15 protein-coding genes are annotated in these 19,002 nt (G+C 65.5%); 6 read left to right on the top strand and 9 right to left on the bottom strand.

Annotated elements, in window-relative coordinates; all coding sequences use genetic code 11:
- Both LDL49_RS18130 and LDL49_RS18125 read left to right on the top strand, forming a co-directional pair.
- Positions 1-1,115, top strand: a 1,115-nt coding sequence (locus tag LDL49_RS18130; protein ID WP_225292240.1) for a DUF4082 domain-containing protein, incomplete at its 5' end; no start/stop codon positions are given.
- A gap of 1,155 nt (positions 1,116-2,270) precedes the next feature.
- Complete coding sequence (locus tag LDL49_RS18125; RefSeq protein ID WP_225292239.1) at positions 2,271-5,369, top strand: DUF4082 domain-containing protein; 3,099 nt, start codon at positions 2,271-2,273, stop codon at positions 5,367-5,369.
- A gap of 301 nt (positions 5,370-5,670) precedes the next feature.
- On the opposite strand, the gene rfbB is transcribed toward LDL49_RS18125, so the two are convergent.
- The 3 genes from rfbB to LDL49_RS18110 form a co-directional block, all read right to left on the bottom strand.
- Positions 5,671-6,648 carry a dTDP-glucose 4,6-dehydratase gene (rfbB, locus tag LDL49_RS18120; protein ID WP_225292238.1) on the bottom strand — a complete coding sequence of 326 codons (978 nt, stop codon included), beginning with the start codon at positions 6,646-6,648 and terminating at the stop codon, positions 5,671-5,673.
- On the bottom strand, positions 6,645-7,778 hold the full coding sequence (locus LDL49_RS18115; protein WP_308016143.1) for a glucose-1-phosphate thymidylyltransferase: 1,134 nt from the start codon (positions 7,776-7,778) through the stop codon (positions 6,645-6,647). Before LDL49_RS18115 ends, rfbB begins: the two co-directional genes overlap by 4 nt.
- Before the next feature lie 74 nt (positions 7,779-7,852).
- Positions 7,853-8,308, bottom strand: a complete 456-nt coding sequence (locus LDL49_RS18110; RefSeq protein ID WP_225292237.1) for a GtrA family protein — start codon at positions 8,306-8,308, stop codon at positions 7,853-7,855.
- Between the two features lie 81 nt (positions 8,309-8,389).
- On the opposite strand from LDL49_RS18110, the gene LDL49_RS18105 reads away from it, so the two are divergent.
- A complete protein-coding gene (locus LDL49_RS18105) occupies positions 8,390-9,385 on the top strand; it encodes a glycosyltransferase family 2 protein (RefSeq protein ID WP_225292257.1) in 996 nt (331 codons plus the stop codon).
- Here LDL49_RS18105 and LDL49_RS18100 read toward each other — a convergent pair.
- Genes LDL49_RS18100 through LDL49_RS18090 form a run of 3 tightly spaced genes read right to left on the bottom strand, consistent with a single transcriptional unit; the run spans position 9,342 to position 13,483 of the window.
- Positions 9,342-10,127, bottom strand: coding sequence for a GNAT family N-acetyltransferase (locus LDL49_RS18100; protein ID WP_225292236.1), 786 nt, complete (start codon positions 10,125-10,127; stop codon positions 9,342-9,344). The two genes, LDL49_RS18105 and LDL49_RS18100, sit on opposite strands and share 44 nt — an antisense overlap.
- Positions 10,127-11,281: a dTDP-4-amino-4,6-dideoxygalactose transaminase gene (rffA, locus tag LDL49_RS18095; protein WP_225292235.1), complete on the bottom strand. Its 1,155-nt coding sequence runs from the start codon at positions 11,279-11,281 to the stop codon at positions 10,127-10,129. The genes LDL49_RS18100 and rffA overlap by 1 nt, the downstream gene beginning before the upstream one ends.
- 60 nt (positions 11,282-11,341) lie before the next feature.
- Complete coding sequence (locus LDL49_RS18090) at positions 11,342-13,483, bottom strand: hypothetical protein (protein ID WP_225292234.1); 2,142 nt, start codon at positions 13,481-13,483, stop codon at positions 11,342-11,344.
- A 31-nt stretch (positions 13,484-13,514) separates the two neighbouring features.
- Here LDL49_RS18090 and LDL49_RS18085 point away from each other — a divergent pair, with 31 nt between their 5' ends.
- On the top strand, positions 13,515-13,763 hold the full coding sequence (locus LDL49_RS18085; RefSeq protein WP_225292233.1) for a hypothetical protein: 249 nt from the start codon (positions 13,515-13,517) through the stop codon (positions 13,761-13,763).
- A gap of 16 nt (positions 13,764-13,779) precedes the next feature.
- Here LDL49_RS18085 and LDL49_RS18080 read toward each other — a convergent pair whose 3' ends face one another.
- Both LDL49_RS18080 and LDL49_RS18075 read right to left on the bottom strand, forming a co-directional pair.
- A complete protein-coding gene (locus tag LDL49_RS18080) occupies positions 13,780-14,796 on the bottom strand; it encodes an NAD-dependent epimerase/dehydratase family protein (RefSeq protein WP_225292232.1) in 1,017 nt (338 codons plus the stop codon).
- 17 nt (positions 14,797-14,813) lie between these two features.
- The gene (locus LDL49_RS18075; protein ID WP_225292231.1) at positions 14,814-15,920 is read right to left on the bottom strand and encodes a glycosyltransferase family 4 protein; all 1,107 of its coding nucleotides are present in this window, start codon (positions 15,918-15,920) and stop codon (positions 14,814-14,816) included.
- A gap of 327 nt (positions 15,921-16,247) precedes the next feature.
- Between LDL49_RS18075 and LDL49_RS18070 the strand changes: the two genes are divergently transcribed.
- On the top strand, positions 16,248-17,360 hold the full coding sequence (locus tag LDL49_RS18070) for a glycosyltransferase (protein ID WP_225292230.1): 1,113 nt from the start codon (positions 16,248-16,250) through the stop codon (positions 17,358-17,360).
- A 4-nt stretch (positions 17,361-17,364) separates the two neighbouring features.
- Here the strand turns inward: LDL49_RS18070 and LDL49_RS18065 are convergent, their stop codons facing one another.
- Positions 17,365-18,696, bottom strand: coding sequence for a UDP-glucose dehydrogenase family protein (locus LDL49_RS18065; RefSeq protein ID WP_225292229.1), 1,332 nt, complete (start codon positions 18,694-18,696; stop codon positions 17,365-17,367).
- Between the two features lie 54 nt (positions 18,697-18,750).
- Here LDL49_RS18065 and LDL49_RS18060 point away from each other — a divergent pair, with 54 nt between their 5' ends.
- Positions 18,751-18,981, top strand: coding sequence for a hypothetical protein (locus LDL49_RS18060; protein WP_225292228.1), 231 nt, complete (start codon positions 18,751-18,753; stop codon positions 18,979-18,981).
- The last annotated feature ends 21 nt before the right edge of the window (positions 18,982-19,002 follow it).

Genomic DNA, 19,002 nt, shown 5'->3' with positions numbered 1-19,002 from the left:
GCACCACCCAACCCGCCACCCTCACCACCTCCACCCTCACCACAGGACAACACCGCATCACCGCCGTCTACCTCGGCGGAACCACCTTCGACAACGAAGAACCCATCCACTTCGCCCCAAGCACCTCGCCGCCTATCAATCAAGTCGTTTCCACCAGCTTGTGGAGTAGTACCGATGTTCCGGACGTAGCTTTTTACGGCGATACATCGGCGGTCACGGTGGGCGTCAAGTTCAAGGCGTCGACGAGCGGGACTGTGACGGGTGTCCGGTTCTATAAGGGTTCGCTGAATACGGGTACGCATACGGGGGCGCTGTGGACGTCATCCGGTCAGTTGCTGTCGAATGCGACGTTCTCCGGTGAGTCCGCGTCGGGCTGGCAGCAGGTGAACTTCGCAGAGCCGGTCGCCATAACCGTCAATACGACGTATGTCGTTTCTTATCACACAACGTCTGGGCGTTATTCGATAACTCGCCCGTATTTCAGCTCTCAATACGTGAACAGTCCGCTCACCGCGTTGGCGGACGGTGCCGAAGGCGGCAACGGCGTCTATACATACGGCGCCACCAGCACCTTCCCGACGAGTAGCTACCAGGCCACCAACTACTGGGTAGAACCCGTGTTCGTGCCGATAAAGACTCTGTGGAGCAGCGCCGATGTCCCGGACGTCGCGTCTCACTCCGACACGTCCGCGGTCACGGTGGGCGTCAAGTTCAAGGCGTCGACGAGCGGGACCGTGACGGGTGTCCGGTTCTACAAGGGTTCGCTGAATACGGGTACGCATACGGGGGCGCTGTGGACGTCATCCGGCCAGTTGCTGACGAATGCGACGTTCTCCAATGAGACTGCATCGGGCTGGCAGCAGGTGAACTTCGCGACACCGGTCGCCATAACCGCCAATACGACGTATGTCATTTCTTATCACACCACGTCTGGGCGTTATTCGATAACTCGCCCGTATTTCAACTCTCAATACGCGAACAGTCCGCTCACCGCGCTGGCGAACGGTGCCGAAGGCGGCAACGGCGTCTATACATACGGCGCCACCAGCACTTTCCCGACGAGTAGCTACCAGGCCACCAACTACTGGGTGGACGTCATCTTCAGCGTGGATTAGCCCTGCCGCCCGATTTAGGGCGCCGTTCCAGGCGAAATCTTAATACGCTACAAATCATTGGCAAGGAGATCGCCGTGACCGGGCGTCCGCACCCGGTCACGGCGTTTGCGTTGTCAGGCTGCACGCATGATCGAAGTTGCACCCCGTACAGCGCTCGGTGTCGCTTCCTGTCGCGTTGTCACGATGGGCTCACCGGCTTCCGGACTATGTCCGGCGAAGCGTGGGGGCCCGGGCGGTCAGTTCCGCGGCACTCGAGCCGCGGCTCTTTGGCGACAGCTGACCTCTGGAGAAGAGCCGGTGCGTTGACCTGAGAATCGTCAACGGAGATCGAGTGCTTCCGCGGACTCATTCGCCATGTCGTAACTCCGCTGACGAACGCAGTGACGCATCTGACAGCCGTTTTGTCGCCGGCAGGTGATTCCAGCACCGACGAACCTCGGCAGCCATGTCCGCCGAGCAGTCATACCCAGTCCTGGCAAGAACGTCCTCGGCAGCGAGCGTCCGGTACTTCCTTCGGCGCTCGTACGGGGAGACTTCCGACGCCTCATGCAGCACTCGTCTGAAGGATTGAATGAAGTGAGCAGATTGACGGTGCGAGACGGCGCGTGCAGACGAGAGCCCTGGCGCCGGCGCCTGAGGCTCTGGATCGCCTGTGGGAACAGTCTGGTCATCCTGCTCTGTCTGCTCGGGGCCGTCTCCGGTCCCGCGCGCGCGTCCACTCCCGAGCCCGGAGAGCACGTCTCTGACAGCGCGGGCGTTTCGACGACATCACCGGCGGACTCATCGAAGGACATACCCGTCGTCGTGCCAGCTGACACGCCCTCCGCCCTTCCGACACCACCTTCGAGCACGCCCTCCGCGACGCCATCTCCGAGCACACCCTCCGCCCTTCCGACACCATCTCCGAGCATGCGCTCCGCCCTTCCGACACCATCTCCGAGCATGCGCTCCGCCCTTCCGTCACCGCCTCCGACAGAGCGCCGAGCTGCCAAGAGCGGCGCTCGCCTCCGCAGAGCCGCGTGCCCGCCGACGTCCGTCATTTGCATCGAGAACAGCCTTCCCGGCAGCCCGCCCAGTGAGTGGGACATCGTCGGAGCGGGTTCGCTCAATATCCAGGGATATGCCACTCAAATAAGTGTCAACCACGGGGAAACAGTGCAATTCAAGGTGCTGACCCCAGCGACCGACTATCGCCTGGACATCTATCGAACGGGCTACTACAGCGGCTTGGGAGCACGCTTCATCGCGACGGTTCAGCCGTCCGCCGCGCTCCCGCAGACGCAGCCGAACTGTCTCACCGACAGCGCGACCGGCTTGATCGACTGTGGCAACTGGGCGGTGTCGGCCTCATGGGATGTGCCGGCGAGCGCGGTTTCCGGCGTCTATATCGCGAAGCTGGTGCGGGAGGACGTGCCGGATCAAGCCAGCCAGATGATCTTCGTGGTCAGGGACGACACCCGGCACTCGGACATCCTGGTGCAGACGTCTGACGCCACGTGGCAGGCGTACAACAACTACGGCGGCAACAGCCTCTATACAGGTGCCCCGGTGGGCCGGGCGTTCAAGGTCAGCTACAACCGTCCGTTCCTGACCCGGAATTCCAGTCCGATGAGCTGGTACTTCGGTGCTGAATACCCGATGGTCAGGTGGGCCGAGGCGAACGCGTACGACGTGAGCTACACCACCAACGTGGACACCGCCATGGGCGGAGCGGAAATTCTCGAGCACAAGATGTTCATGTCCTCCGGCCATGACGAATACTGGTCCAACGAGATGCGGAGCAACGTACAGAACGCTCGCGACAACGCGGTGAACCTCTCCTTCTTCTCCGGGAACGAGATATTCTGGAAGACCAGGTGGGAGAACAGCATCGCGCAGCCGGGCATCGCGTTCAAGACAATGGTCTGCTACAAGGAGACCCTCGCGAACAACACGAGGCTCGATCCGACTTCGACATGGACGGGGACGTGGCGAGATCCGCGTTACCCGCCACCGGCGGACGGGGGGCGGCCGGAGAACGCGCTGACCGGCACGCTGTTCATGGTCAACGGGGTCGTCAACGATTCGATAAAGGTCCCCGCCGAGTTCGGTGACATGCGGTTGTGGCGCAACACGTCGATCGCCAATCTTTCTCCTGGCCAGACGGCGACTTTCCCCGCGGGAACTCTGGGGTATGAGTGGGACGAGGCTCCCGACAACGAGGTGACCCCGCCCGGGCTGGTCAAGTACTCGAGAACGACAGTGACCACACCCGACAAATTTCTCCTCGACTACGGTAGCCAATACGGCGCCGGGACCCCCACACACAGTCTGGTGCTCTACCGGCAATCCAGTGGCGCGCTCGTCTTCGGCGCGGGCACTGTCCAGTGGGCGTGGGGCCTAGACGCCGTGCATGATCGGGCCGGAACTCCCACGGACATCAATATGCAGCAGGCGACGGTCAACCTCTTCGCGGACATGGGCGCCCAGCCGGCCAGCCTCCAGGCTGGTCTGGTTCCGGCGACCCCGTCGACGGACACGTCTCCGCCGACGTCGACGATCACCAATCCGTCGAGCGGCGCCGGCGTGGTCGCGGGGCGGGCGGTCACTGTCACGGGAACGGCAAGTGATACCGGGGGCGGCGTCGTCGGGGGGGTGGAAGTCTCGTTCGACGGCACAAGGTGGTTCCGCGCGACCGGCCGGAGCAACTGGCAGTACCAATGGATCCCCAGCGGCGATGGGACCGTGACGATCAGGGTTCGCGCAGTCGATGATATCGGCAATATCCAGACGAATCCGACTACGGTGAATGTGACCGTGGGCGGGATATGCTGCACCATCTGGTCGTCGACGGTTGTCCCGGACGAGGAGTCGCACAACGATTCCGACGCCGTAGAGCTAGGGGTGAAGTTCCAGGCCACCAACCCTGGTCTCATCGCTGGAATCAGGTTCTACAAGGGCGCGGCCAACACGGGGACCCACGTCGGCCATCTATGGAGTTCCACCGGGACGCTCCTCGCGCAAGCAACCTTCACGAATGAGACAGCGAGTGGCTGGCAGCAGGTAGATTTCTCCATCCCGGTGGCAGTGAGCGCGGATACCACGTATATCGCGTCCTATCATACGTCGGGCTTTTATTCCGTGTCGCGGCCGTATTTCACCAGTTCGTTCAATAGCGATCCTTTGACCGCGCTGGCGAGCGCCGATTCAGGCGGGAACGGGGTCTACGCCTACAGCTCGACAGGCACTTTCCCGACCCAGACCTTCCAGGACACCAACTACTGGGTCGACGTGGTTTTCACGTCATCCAACAGCCTGTGGGACGAGACGGCGCTTCCAGCGGTCGAGTCGCATCCGGATAACCAGGCGGTCACCCTCGGGGTGAAGTTCACGGCCTCGACCAGCGGCGTCATCAACGGTATCCGGTTCTTCAAGGGTTCGCTGAACACGGGGACTCATGTGGGAAGTCTGTGGAGCGCGAGCGGGGCGTTGCTGGCGAGCGCGACCTTCACCGGTGAGTCGGCGTCGGGCTGGCAGGAGGTGAATTTCTCCACCCCGGTGGGAGTCACGGCAAATACCACGTATACCGCGTCTTATTTTACGTCATCTGGTTTCTATTCGGTGACCCGGCCGTATTTCACCACTCCGTACATCAACGGTCCTTTGACCGCGCCGTCGAGCGCCGATTCGGGCGGGAACGGTGTGTACGCCTACGGCGGCACGAACGCGTTCCCGACCCAGACGTTCCAGGCCACCAACTACTGGGTCGACGTGGTATTCGTGCCGACCTTCAGCCTGTGGGACCCCACGGCGGTTCCGGCTACTCAGTCGTTCCCCGATGCCTCGTCGGTCACCCTCGGAGTGAAGTTCAAGACGACGACGAGCGGTCTCATCAGTGGCATCCGGTTCTTCAAGGGTTCGCTGAACACGGGGACTCATGTGGGAAGTCTGTGGAGCGCGAGCGGGACGTTGCTGGCGAGCGCGACCTTCACCAATGAGTCGGCCTCGGGCTGGCAGCAGGTGAACTTCGCCACCCCGGTGGCGGTAACGGCGAATACCACGTATGTGGCGTCCTATTATACGTCGTCCGGTAATTATTCGACGTCGCGGTTGTATTTCCTCAATGCGTTCAGCAACGGGCCTTTGACGGCGCCGGCGAGCGCCAGTTCGGGCGGGAACGGTGTGTATGGCTACGGCGCCACGAACACGTTCCCCACGGGGAGCTACCAGTCCACCAACTACTGGGTCGACGTGACGTTCGCGGAATCGATCTAGTTGATGGGGGTATCTGGCTCATGACAGGAGCCTGTGGGCGCTGGTCGGCGCCCACAGGCTCGATCTCGTGGCGAGACCGCACAGCCCGGCGCTCAGGGCGGCCGGATCGCTGGACGGGAGCCGAGGCCGCGCACGCCTGGATGCCCACGGGCGCGCTGATGACGGTGATCACGGTTACGGCTGTACTCCCCTTTCCGGCGAACCGTCCTGGCGGGGAAGTGGGGGCCCGGGCCACGTACAGAGGCCGGCGGGAAGGGGGGCCTCCCCCCCGGCCTCTCTCCGGGTGCCTCAGGCGAGTGGGTCAGGCCGGCTTGTTCTTCAGCGGTCGCCACCAGCTCTGGTTGTCGGTGTACCAGCGGATCACCTCGGTCAGGCCATCCGCGAAGCTCCGGCCCGGCTCGTAGCCGAGAGCTCGGAGCTTGCCGCAGTCAACGGAGTAGCGCAGGTCGTGCCCCGGCCGGTCCGGCACCTGCCGCACCATGTCCCAGCCCAGGCCGAAGGCCGCGAGCAGCAACTCGGTCAGCTCCCTGTTGGTCAGCTCCGTGCCGCCGCCGATGTTGTAGACCTCGCCTGGTGACCCCTTCTCCAGCACCAACTGGATGCCGCGGCAGTGGTCGTCGACATGCAGCCAGTCCCGCACGTTGCGTCCGTCGCCGTAGAGCGGAACGGGCTCGCGGTCGAGGAGGTTGGTGACGAAGAGGGGGATCAGCTTCTCCGGGTACTGGTAGGGGCCATAGTTGTTGGAGCAACGGGTCACGCGTACATCCAGGCCGTGTGTCCGATGGTAGGCCCGGCACAGCAGATCGCCTCCCGCCTTGGCCGCCGAGTATGGCGAGTTGGGCAGCAGGGGTTCCTCCTCGGTCCAGGACCCCTCGGAGATCGACCCGTACACCTCGTCGGTGGAGATGTGGACCATCGTCTGGACGCCCGCGTCGAGCGCCGCCTGGAGGAGCCGCTGGGTGCCCAGCACGTTGGTCGTCACGAATGCCCCGGCGCCCGTGATGGACCGGTCGACGTGCGTTTCGGCCGCGAAGTTCAGCAAGATGTCGCACCAGGGGACGATCTCTGCGAGCAGCCGTGTGTCAGTGATGTCGCCCCGCAGGAATCTGTAGCGGGGATGCCCTGCCACGGGAGCCAGGTTCTCGAGGTTTCCGGCATAGGTGAGCTCGTCCAGAACGGTGACGCTGACGTCCTCGTAGTCGGGATACAACCCGAGCAGCAACGACCGTACGTAGTGGGATCCAATGAAACCGGCGCCACCGGTGACGAGGATGTTCATGCGCGCACCTTGATCTTGCTGTGGTCGCCCACCATGAGCTCGTGGGTGTTGGGCGTGCCGATCGCGCTGGTCACTTCCACGTTGCGCCCGATCAGGGAGCGGGCGATGCGTGAGACGCCGACCAAGGAGGAGCCGTCGAGCACGATCGAGTACTCGACCTCCGCATTCGCCACCACGCAGTCGGACCCGATTGACGTGAAGGGGCCCACATAGGCCGAGGTGATCTTGGTGTTGGCTCCGACCACGATCGGCCCGCGCAGCACCGAGTTCTCCACTACCGCGCCTCGCTCGATGGCGACCCTTCCGGTGATCTCGCTCAGACCGTCGACGAAGCCGTTGATCTCCGGCTCCACCTGTTCGAGGACGATGCGGTTGCACTCCAGGATGTCCTGCAGCCGGCCGGTGTCCTTCCAGTAGCCGCTGACCAGGTGGGAGTGGACGCGGAAGCCGTTGTCGATGAGCCAGGTGATGGCGTCGGTGATCTCAAGCTCGCCCCGCGCGGACGGCGTGATGGCTCGTACGGCGTCGTGGATGGCGGGGGAGAAGATATAGACCCCCACGATCGCGAGGTCGCTGCGCGGGTGATCCGGCTTCTCTTCCAGCCCGACGATCTCCCCGGCGGGTCCGAGCTCGGCGACCCCGTAGAACTGCGGCTCGGCGACCTTCGTAAGCAGGATCTGCGCGTCGTGGTCGGCCTGGCGGAAGGCGCCGACCAGGTCATTGATGCCGCCGACCAGGAAGTTGTCGCCGAGGTACATGACGAACGGCTCCTCGGCCAGGAACTCCCTGGCGATGAGGACGCAGTGGGCCAGACCCAGCGGAGCCTCCTGAGGAATGTAGGTGACTTCGAGGCCGAACCGCGAGCCGTCGCCGATGGCGTTACGCATCTCCTGACCGGTGTCACCGACGATGATGCCGATCTTGGTGATGCCGGCGTCGCGCAGGGCTTCGAGCCCGTAATAGAGCACCGGTTTGTTGGCCACGGGGACGAGCTGCTTGGCTGAAGTGTGGGTGAGCGGGCGCAACCTCGTCCCCTTGCCGCCCGCCAGCACGAGTGCCTTCATCGGTCGTGGTCCTTCCGCGAAGAAGACGTGGCCGTAGCGGCCGCCTGCGAGCAGGAGCTTAGGCACCGTTCTACCTGGGGCAGCGCTTCTGCCGCGCGCTCTTGTTCAATGGCGCCCGGTACGTTGCCGGTGCTAGACGTTCATGCCGCACGGAACGTCCACTTGCGGTGGATGAGATAGCTCAACGGCGGGCTCGCCAGGATGATCAGACCCTGTGCGAGCATCAGCGGCATCCCGGCCACCTCCACCAAGATAGGGAGACCGCCCAGCGACGTCCCGAGAAAGCCCAGCCCTACCAGGTAGAACCGGAGGTAGCCAGATATCCAGGAATCACCTGGAATGCGGAATACCAGCAGCCGATAGCCCGGGTAGACGATGACCACGGTGACGAAGTGGCTGACCACGACCAGCACAAGATAGGGCACCGCATTCTCCGCGACCATCAATGCTAGCCCCAGGAGAATGTAATAGACCACCGCTGTCATGGCGCCGGCCAGCAGATATGTGATGCGGTGGCCAACAAGAGCCGGGATCAGGGTCAGCCATCCGAATGACGGTTTTTTGCCGCGCTTGGTCCGGCTTCTCAGGTCGACCATGTGGCCCGCACTCCGCATCTTGAATCGCGTGGTGGGGGTTGCATGACTATAACCGGTTTGCATTGGACGATCGGGGGATCCATGTCGGTGTCGGTGGTAATTCCGTGTTACCGGTCGGCGCGCACCCTGCCCACGCTGGTGAGCAGGATCGTCTCGACGCTGAGCCAGGTCTCCGTCCGCCACGAGATCCTGCTCGTGGTCGACGGCAGTCCAGACGAGACCTGGGAGACGGCCGCCGCACTGGCCCGCAGCATCGAGGGGGTCCGCGCTGTCAACCTGTCGCGCAACTACGGCCAGCACAACGCGCTCGTCGCCGGCATCCGCGAGGCCGCCCACGACGTGGTCGTCACCCTGGACGACGACCTGCAGCATCCGCCCGAGCAGATTCCGAGCCTGCTGGCCGCCCTGGAGGGCGATCGGCTCGACCTGGTGTACGGCGTCGCCGTCGAGGAGGAGCACGGCTTCCTGCGGAACCTGGCCTCCCGTTCGGTGAAGGCCGGCCTGTCAGGCGCGCTCGGCATCCGGACCGCGCAGGAGATCAGCGCCTTCCGAGCCTTCCGCACCCGGCTGCGCGACGGCTTTCGGGGTCTGTCCGGGCCGCACGCGTCGATCGACGTGGCGCTGTCCTGGGCCACGGCGAAGGTCGGCTCGGTCCAGGTCCAGATGAACCAGCGCGCGCACGGGCGCTCCAACTACACGGTCCGCATGCTGTTCCGCCACGCGATGAACATGCTGGTCGGCTACAGCGCGGCGCCGCTGCGGGCGGCGAGCTACCTCGGCTTCCTGGCCGGCGTCATCGGGTTGGTGCTCGGCGTCGGCGTGCTGTGGCGCTTCGCCGTCGGGGACACCACGGTGGCCGGCTTCACGACCGTCGCGTCTATGGTGGCCCTCTTCTCCTCCGCGCAACTCTTCGCCATCGGCATGCTCGGCGAGTACGTCGGCCGGATCCACGGCAGCGGCATGGGCCGGCCGACCTACGTGGTCAGAGAGCGGGTCGGCCCGTTCCACGCCACCGATCGCCCCGAGGAACCTGTCATCCCCGTCCACGCAGGAGCGGGCTCAGGACCAGGTGAGTAGTGATCAGCGTCTGCACCGGTTCGAACCCGTATCGGGCCCAGGCCCGCTGCACCCGCGTGTTGTGTCCCTGCGTGGAGATGACCACCTCGCGCCCGCCGCGTGCCCGCGTGCGGTCCTCGACCGCCTTGAGCAGGTAGGCGTAGAGTCCCCGCCCCTGCTGGGCGGGGATCACTCCGGCGAGCTGGATCTCGGTGCGGTCGGCGTCCTCCTCCAGGGTGGCGAGCGCGAGCAGGCCTGAGCCGTTGTCGCCGTCCAGGCCGCGTAGCGCCAGGCATCCGTCCCGGGCGGCCGAATGCAGCGCCCATTCCTGGTAACCGGCGAGCGCCAGCGCGGGGTCGAACAGCGGGTTGGCCAGGTGGTGGCTGCCGTACGCGGAGAAGATGTCGGCCACCAGACCCGCGACGGCGGCGGCGCCGGGCGCCTCGGTCACCGACAGCTCGGGCGAAGGCGCGGGCGCGCGCCCCCTGCCGACCAGAAGCTGCCAGTACACCAGGGAGTCGGCGAAGACCGCGGTCCTGCCCAGATCCGTCAGCGCGGCGAACCACCCGATGTGCTCGGCGGGATATCGCAGCACGACGACGTCCGCGGTTGAGCGCAGGATCGCCTCGCGGACCGAGGCGAGCCGTGTCCCGGAGGCGACCGATACGGTGAGTCGCTCCACCGAGCAGCCGAAGCGGGCCGACTCCTGCGGCGACTCTTGGGCCTGCGGCGCGGGGGCCTCGATCACGTCGTGCCAGGCCATCAGCTCACCTCGTAGGTACGCACGGCGTCGATCACCCGGGTCACGCCGGGCTCGTCGAGGCCGGCGAAGAGCGGCAGCCGGACCAGCCGATCGGTGACCTGCTCCGTCACCGGGCAGCCGCCCGGAGCGGTGCGGCCGTACCGTATGCCGGCGGGGGAGGAGTGCAGCGGTTGATAGTGGAACACCGCCTGCACGCCACGCTCGGCGAGGTGCGCGATGAGCGCCTGGCGGTGGTCCAGGTCGGGCATCAGCAGGTAGTACAGGTGCGCGGGGTGCGCGCGGTCGTCGGGGACGGTCGGCTGGCCGGCCCCGTTGCCCGCGGCCCAGTCGGCCAGCTCCTCGTGGTAGCGGTCCCATACCTCGTGGCGGCGCGCCTGGATCGTGTCGAACGCCTCGAGTTGGGCGGTCAGCTGCGCGGCGAGCACGTCGGAGGGCAGGTAGCTCGACCCGATGTCGATCCACCGGTACTTGTCGACCTGGCCGCGGTAGAACCGGCTGCGGTCTGTCCCCTTCTCCCGGACGATCTCCGCCCGCTCGGTCAGGGCCGTGTCGTTCACGAGCAGCGCGCCGGCTTCGCCGCACTGGATGTTCTTCGTCTCGTGGAAGCTCTGAGTCGCCAGGCAGCCGAACGAGCCGAGCGGCCGGCCCCGGTAGCGGCCGCCCAGCCCGTGGGCGTTGTCCTCGATGACGGCCAGGCCGTATCGGCGGGCCAGCTCTCCGATCTCGTCCATCGCGCAGGCGACACCGGCATAGTGGACCACCACCACAGCCCGGGTGCGCTCGGTGATCGCCGCCTCCAGCCGCCGCTCGTCCAGGTTAAGCGTGTCGGGTCGGCAGTCGACGAACACCGGCACCGCGCCGCGCAAGGCGAAGGCGTTGGCCGTCGACATGAACGTGAACGATGGCGTGATCACCTCGTCGCCGGGCCGCAGGTCCAGCAGGATCGCCGACATCTCCAGCGCGTGCGTGCAGGAGGTGGTCAGGAGAGCCTGCCCGGCACCGGTGATCTGCTCGACGAGCACGGTGGCCCGCCGCGTGAAGGGCCCGTCGCCGCAGGTGGAGTGGCCGCGTACGGCTTCCGTCAGGTAGTCGAGCTCATTGTCCGCGATGTACGTCCGGTTGAACGGCACCGTCCTCAGATCAGTCGCATACACGAACGCAGTGAACAACGCGGCGAACGGAGCGGCGCGGCGACGTGTCGCATGGCCGGACGATTATTGCGTAAGCATTACCCCAGGTAGCCGGTATACGGCGTAGTCCTCGGAACGGAACCGGAGTTCGGCGAAATCGCCGATCGCCGAACTGTATTTCCCTGGCGTTTCCTCCACAAAAAGCCAACGAACCCCATAATCATCGCGAAGCAGACGCATGGCCTTCTCCGTGGGCGTCTGGAAAGCAGCGTCGTTGTCGCTGAGCCGCCGGCTGTCCCAGAAGGGAAGACTCTCCTGCGTCAGCCCGGGGCGCCAGCTATTGAGGTTCGCCGCCGTGTAGGCCCATCCTTCGACCAGCATGCGCCGTTCTGTCAGCGCTGACGCCCATGCGAACGTGCTGTCACAGGGGTTCTCTCGCCCCCAGCGGCAGTGCACGTTCGTGGCGACGAGGTCGTCGGGATCGGAGTGGGCGCGCAACCAGCGTGCGGCAGTCAGCCCGCCCTGGGGGACCGACGGCTCCGCGACGGGCTGGACGTCAGGTCGGACGTCGTCCTTGCCGAAAGCGTCGAGCGCGGACAGGACGCGTGCGTGCCAGTACGCCGGCAGACCGATCGCCGTGCAGGCCACCACGAGGAGGGTTACGGCGGTCAGCGCACCACGCCGGATCGCCAGGACGACGCCCCCGAGCACGATGGCGGCCAGAAGCACCCAGTAAGGGCGATATAGCAGGGCGCCGTCCTGTCCGGGCTCCAGCGGTATGGAGACGCCGCAGAAGAAGGAGATCAGGTACGCGGTGACAGCCCCCGAAACGGCCCAGAATGCCGTTGTCGTGGGGGTGACCCGTGCTCGCCGTAGGAGGGCGAGAAGCCCGCGGGCAGCGAGGGCAGTGAGGTAGGGACACGCGCTCCAGAGGAAGAAGAGCTGGCTTCGGCCGGGGTGTCCGAATACCAGCGCCGCGCCGACGCCGGCCATGCCGATGCCGAGCAGGAGGGCCACCGCGGGACGAGCGAGCTGTCGCGGCCGGACGAGCAGGCCGACGACCCCGGCCCAGGAGACGGCCCAGCAGAGCAGGTGCACCGCCGCCAGGCCAGGTACGGAGCCGCTGGCGTTCACGCCGGTCAATTCCCCCCAGGCCAGGCGGGTGAAGGAGAAAGGTTCTACGACTAGCCCTTGCTTGACCAAGCCGAACAGGACGAACTGTGCGAACAGGAAGCAGACCATCGTTATGGCGATGGCGATGATGAGATTCGGGGACAGCCGGCGTCGCTGGACGATCTGCGCAATTGCCGCAACGGTCAGGCCGGCCAGGAGAAGCGGCAGGTAGGTGGCTTTGGCGCCGGTAAGCGCGATCAGCAACACCAGGGCCGGCCCCCATGCACGAGGGTCGTATCTCCGTGATCCAATCAAGTGGCTAAGTATGAGGACAAGTGGGGCGAACAGCAGCGCACCGAGAGTCTGGGTCGGGCTGGTCCATGCCATATCTGGAATGCCGCCCCAGGTGAACCGTCCGTTCGCGCCCAGGTACAGGCTCGTCGCCCCTACTGAGACCGTGCCCACGGCCGTGATCGACCCGCCGTACCACGAGCCCGTGATTCGACGCCCGGTCAGGCCCGCGAGGACGACGAGCGCGGCAAGCATGGGAAGCATGCCGAGGCGGAACAGCAGGATGAGCGGCTCCACTCCGGTCAGGTGGCTGGCCGCGGCGAAGTGGGCGTAGACGAACCAATGGTAGAAGAGGGGCTCGCCCGCAACCATCGGGACCGAGGGCGGCACGTGATGCCTCAGTTCACCGATCAGGGCGAGATGGAACGGCATGTCGTGGCCTGCCTCCCCGAGGCCGGGCCACGTTATGGCGTGGGCGCCGAAGAACTTGATCGCACTCCATGCCACCAGGAGAGCCATGACCAGGGCGAGGACCCACGACCACCACCAAGGTGCGGCCAGCCGCTGACTGCTCCGCCAATGTCGTCGCAGTGATGGGACGGCAAGGAAAAGCACGTACACGCTCAGCGGACCTGCTATGACGAGCAAGGGCACGCCGACGGCGCGGGCGCCGATGTAGAGCGGAATCTCCATGGCGTAGCCGAGCGCCAGACCCAGCGCGATCTCCTCCGCCAGCGTGCGCGATCCTGCGTAGAGTACGCGGATGACCAATACGCCCGGCAAAGTGAGGCTCAGCGCAACATAGACGAAAAAGGCGGCCATGTCACCGCTGGATACCCCATATCGACTGAGCGTGGCCGCGGCGAAGGCCATCACCAAGCCCGCGGGCAGCCATCTCCACCAAATTCTGGACCGGACGGATGTTCTGCTCCGGCCCGGCGAAGGTTCTTCCGGATGGGAGATTCTCGCAGAAAGAGCGGGGCTCGGTGAAAGGCCAGCAACGGGAAATCTCTGGTTCATGGCGGCAAGCGTAGAGATGAAAAGCGGCTTGATCCGCTCAGAACTTCTCCACTGGCACGTTTCTTGCCGTTTCCTGGCATGAGCCAAGGGCGGTCACTTCATTGCGCCCACAGAGCGCCTGGCTGGTTCAGTGCCCATTTCCACTGGCTGGTCATACCTTCGATCAGTGATGTTGACGGCCGATAGCGCAGCAGTCTCTCTGCTTTTGTCAGGTCTGCCGCCGTGGTTTCCACGTCGCCTGATTGCCGACTGGCACGGATGATGGGGATGTCGAAACCAGTGATCTCCGCGGCACAATCCAGAACGTGTTGCATGCTGTAGGTTCTGCCGCCTCCGACGTTTACCACCTCGGCTCTTGCGGGAGCAGAGGCGGCCGCGATCGTGGCTGCTACCGCATCGTCCACATACGTAAAGTCACGGCGCTGGGTCCCGTCTCCGTACAACCGCATCGGGCGGCGGGTCAGCGCAGCCTCGAGCACTCTGTAGATCGCCATGTCGGATCGCTGCTGGGGGCCGTAGACGGTGAAGTACCGCAGCGCCACGACACTCGTCGGCGTGCTGGGTCTCAACGCGTAGGCGAGAGCGAGGCGTTCGGCCGCCAATTTCGTGACCCCGTAGGGAGAGAGCGGCGTTGGAAGATCCTCTTCGCGTGAGGGACGGTCGGCGCCGGTGCCGTACACGCTCGATGATGAGGCGAGGACGAGCCGGGGCACGCCCATGGCAGCGCAGGCTTCGAGCAGGCGCTGGGTCGTCATGACGTTCGACGTGAGATAGTCCGCGAACCTGTCGCCCCAAGAAGGGCGCACACCGGGCACGCCGGCGAGGTGGAAGACGGCGGACGCCCCCTTCGCGAATCGCTCCAGATCCAGATCCATCAGGTCTCGCTCGACCAGCGTGAATCCTGGCTGCGCGGTCAGGTCGGCGAGGTTCTGGGCTGCCGTGGGATCGTGCGAAGGCGGGCGCCGGTCTATTCCGAGGACACTCGCCCCCTGTTTCAGCAGGGCCGCCGTCAGGTGCGAGCCGATGAACCCGGCGACCCCGGTGACCACCACGTGCTCAAGTTGCTGTGGGCCGTTCACTTTTCCCCCGTTCAGGATGCGGGTGCGCTGCCGCATCCCGTGCGTAAGTGAGATCAGACGTGTCGCGGAATGCCGCTCAGCGCCGTGCCGTACCACTCCTCCACCCGGCCCGCGACGGATGGCCAATCGAGTGCCGCGGTCGCACCTGGTCCCAGGGCGCCCATTCGATGGCGGGCTTCGTCATCGTCGAGCACGGATCCCAGAACGTCGATCAGCCCGTCAATCGATCCGGAGGTGAAGGTGCGGTACGTCTCGCGGTCCTGGACAACCGGCTCAAGCGCGGCATCTGTGGAGACGATGACCGGAGTGCCAAGAGCCAGCGCCTCCAGGGCGGCCGTTGGGACTCCCTCGCCCTTGCCGTCGAGGCGGCGTGAGGCGAGGACGAAGACCTGTGCGGACCGGACAAGCCGGTAGATCTCGTTTCGGGGCAGCTGCCCGGGAAGCTCGATGCCGGCCCCTTGGCCGGCCAGGCGCCGCAGTCGCTCCCTCTGGGGGCCGTCGCCGGCGATGACCAGCCGAAGGCCCGGCCGGGTGCGGCGCACCGCGTGAAAGGCGGCGATGAGAAGATCATGATTCTTCATCGGGTCGAGGGAGCCGACACTGACGATCAAGCCCGGCTCGCGGTCGCCGAGTTCGCGGATCTTGGCGATGCCCTCGAGGTCAAGTCCGCTGGAGGTCACCCAGATCCGGCGTGGATCGACACCCAGGCGCGCCAGATCGTCGCCGGTGTTGGCGCCTATGGCGATGCAGGCGTCGACGTTTCGCAAGGCCATCCGGGCAAAGCGCTGATGCCGCCTTGACAGGGCGGCATGCACGGTGAGCACAAGCGGGAGGTCGAGACGCCTGCAGATCGGGCCTAGGACGGCCGACTCCACGTAGTCTCCGTGCAGGTGCACAAGATCAGCGGAACGGCACCTCCGCAGCGCCCTCCCGACTTCGGCCGCGAAAGCCAGGACGTCGGACTTCACCGCCAGCGCGCGTGACACCGGCGTGGGTGTTGTGGCCAGCACCGTCGTGCCGTCCGGCACGACCCCACCTCGGCGGAATGCGAGCACGACCTCATGGCCGCGCTTGAGTTGTTCTCGGGTGAGGCATTCGACATGCCGTTCTTTTCCGCCCGGCTCGGGTGGTATGCGATAACTGACGCGGATAATTCTCATGCTCGTGACACGCTGCCCTTATTCTTTTGGCGGTACGCCACGGCGATAACCGATATCAGCTTCGGGCTCGTGGGGAGCCGATCGACGACGATTCTCTCGTCGGGTGTGGTGAGGAGAGCCATGAGCTCTCCCTAAGACCGCCGGTGGTTTACCAACCACAAGAGCAAGCGTACAGATAGTGATGACGTGCGACGGTGCGTGGCGGACGCGTGTCGCATGAAGGTTTGCCGGGCCACCGGCTTCGGCAGTGTCCCGACCTGCCGGCCTGTCAAGATCTCGTAATTTCTGTGGTCGTCGGAGCGCCGCCGCGCGCCTGCTGGAAGCCCGATGGCGATCATGGTCACGGTGAAGGCCGGATTGCATGTCTGCGAAATCATCAAGACGCTGGACGTCGGTGGTGCGGAGGTTCTCCTCGTGACACGGCTGCTCGCCATGCGGTCTACCGACAAGCGATACACCGTGGTGTGCCTGGAGGCGTCCACCGGCGAGCTCATCCAGCGGTTGCGGTCTGCGGGCATCCGTGTCGTCGATCTGACCTCCTACCCTCCGGCGTTGCGCCTGCTCGGCTTGGCGGCCGTCGTCAGAAGATTGCGCCCAGACGTGCTCAACCTGCACTCCCCGCTGCCCGCGGCGGTGATCCGGCTGACCTCTCGCCTGTCCCGACCGCGCCCCGCGCTCGTCTCGACCGTGCACAACGTGCGCTATCGCGTGCCCACGATGCTCCTCGACCGGGCCACAGGATGGCTCGACGCCTGTACCGTCGCGGTCTCCCCCCATGTCGCGCGGGCCGTCGTGAGCCGCGGAGCACGCGATCTCCGCATCAGGATTCATGGAGTCGACGTCGCCGAGCAGCGCCACGCGGCCGAGGACGCCGCGCGGACGAGAAGCGCATGGGACGTACCGGAATCGGCTTTCCTGATCGTGCACGTGGCCAACCTGCGCCCGCAGAAGGACCATGAGACGCTCCTCCAGGCGGCGGCCACGGTCGTGGCGCGCGACCCGCGGGCGATGTTCGTCCTGACCGGCACGGGGCCGCTACACGACCAGGTGGTCCGCCATGTCGCCAGGCTGGGGCTGGACTCCGTGCGGTTTCTCGGCGGCGTGCCCACCGCTGCCCGCCTGATCGCGGCCGCGGACCTGCTGGTGCTCAGTTCCGCCCACGAGGGACTGCCCGTCGTGGTCATGGAGGCGCTCGCCGCAGGCGTGCCGGTCGTGTCGACCCGGGTGGGGGGCGTTCCCGATCTCGTCGAGCACGAGCGGAACGGCTACCTGACCCGCCCCGGAGACCCCGAGGCGCTCGCGGAGGCGATCTTGCGCGCGATGCTGCCGGCGAACCACGCGCGTCTCCGGGAGGGGGCGCGTGATGGCGCCGACCTGGTCGACATCGACCAGACGGGTGCGTGGTTCGAGAAGCTCTACGACGAGGTGCGCTCCCGGTGACCCGTCAAGCGCGATAGGTCCAGCCGGCCGAGCGCCAGCGTTCCGGCGTCAGCACGTTGCGCCCGTCCAGCACATTCCGGCTTCGCACGACGCCGCTGAGCAGTGCGGGATCCATTTCTTCGAAATCCGTCCAGTCGGTCAACAGCATGACGAGATCAACCTCCCGTGCGGCGGTGACGACGGTGTCGGCGTACTCGATCTCAGGGTGTATTCGCCGCGCGCTGTTCATCGCGACGGGGTCGTGCATGACGACCTGCGCGCCCTCCCGGTGGGCGGCGACCGCCACCGCCAGCGCGGGAGAGTCCCGGACGTCGTCGGTGTTCGGTTTGAACGCGGCGCCGAGGACGCAGACTCGCTTTCTCGCGTACGAGCCTCCCAGGAGTTCCCGGCCGAGCGTCAGCGCACGGTCTCTGCGACTCAGATTGATGACATCGATCTGTCTGATGAATGTGGCGACATCGTCCAGGCCGAGGTCTGTCGCGCACGCGTACAGGGCACGAACGTCTTTCGGGAGGCAGCCACCTCCGAAGCCGAGTCCAGGGCTCAGGAAACGCCGGCCGATCCGGTCGTCGTAGCCGAGCGCCTCGGCGAGCGGCAGCACGGCCGCGCCGGTGGCCTCGCATATCTGCGCCATGGCGTTGATAAAAGATATCTTCATCGCTAGAAAGGTGTTGGCCGAGACCTTCACCAGCTCGGCTGTGGCGTAGTCGGTCACCATGACGGGACAGCCGCCCTCAATGATCGGTCGATAGACGGCCCGGAGCAGTCGTTCGGCTCGCGGTGACTTCACCCCGAAAATCAGCCGATCGGGTTGCAGCGCGTCTTCGACGGCGTGCCCCTCGCGCAGGAATTCGGGATTCCAGGCCACCTCGACCTGGCCGCCGCCGGCCAGGTCGCGGACCGCATCGGCCATACGCAGCGCGGTTCCCGCCGGTACCGTGGATTTTCCCACGATGATCGTCGGCCTGGTCACCCGCCGCGCCAACTCGGTGAACGCCGTCTCGACCAGCCGCAGATCCGCGTTGAAGGAGCCATGAAGCTGCGGTGTTCCTACGCAGACAAAATGGATGTCCGCCTCAGAGACGTCGTCGTACGACGATGTGAACCGGAGGCGGCCCACCTCCACGCATTTGCGGAGCAGTTCGGCGAGCCCGGGTTCGAAAAAGGGGAGTTCGCACTCGGACAGCATGGCGATCTTTTCCTGCTCGATGTCCATGGCGACGACGTCGTGTCCGAGCTGCGCCATGCTGACCGCGTGGGTGGTTCCGAGATATCCGGTGCCGACCACGCTTACTCGGAGGCGATCGGGCGCCTCGAGGGGTCGCGGCATCTTCATGCGCGTTGAATCTGGACGTATCACCGTATCTGGCTGCACAACCATCTCCTTCGTTTGGCGCCGGCGTGGCGCTATTGTTCGCCGGCCACGCCGCCGGGTCATTTTACTTTCTTACTTGGGGACGCCTTCGGTACCGCCGCCGACAAGGAAAAGAAAGAGAATAATTTCATTCAGATAGACGATACGCGTTCGGAACCACGCCACGCGGCAGCAGGCATTGCGGAGCTCGCCTGCGATGTTCCGCTGGAAGCGGCGCCGGAGCTCGAGAACGGTTTCGAGGCGTAGGCGACCGCCGCGCCGGCCGGC

The sequence above is a fragment of the Nonomuraea aurantiaca genome (assembly GCF_020215705.1).
In the GTDB taxonomy this organism is placed as follows: Bacteria; Actinomycetota; Actinomycetes; order Streptosporangiales; family Streptosporangiaceae; genus Nonomuraea; species Nonomuraea aurantiaca.
The sequence above is the reverse complement of the archived record's forward strand: the minus strand, read 5'-3'. Positions and strand labels throughout refer to the sequence as shown.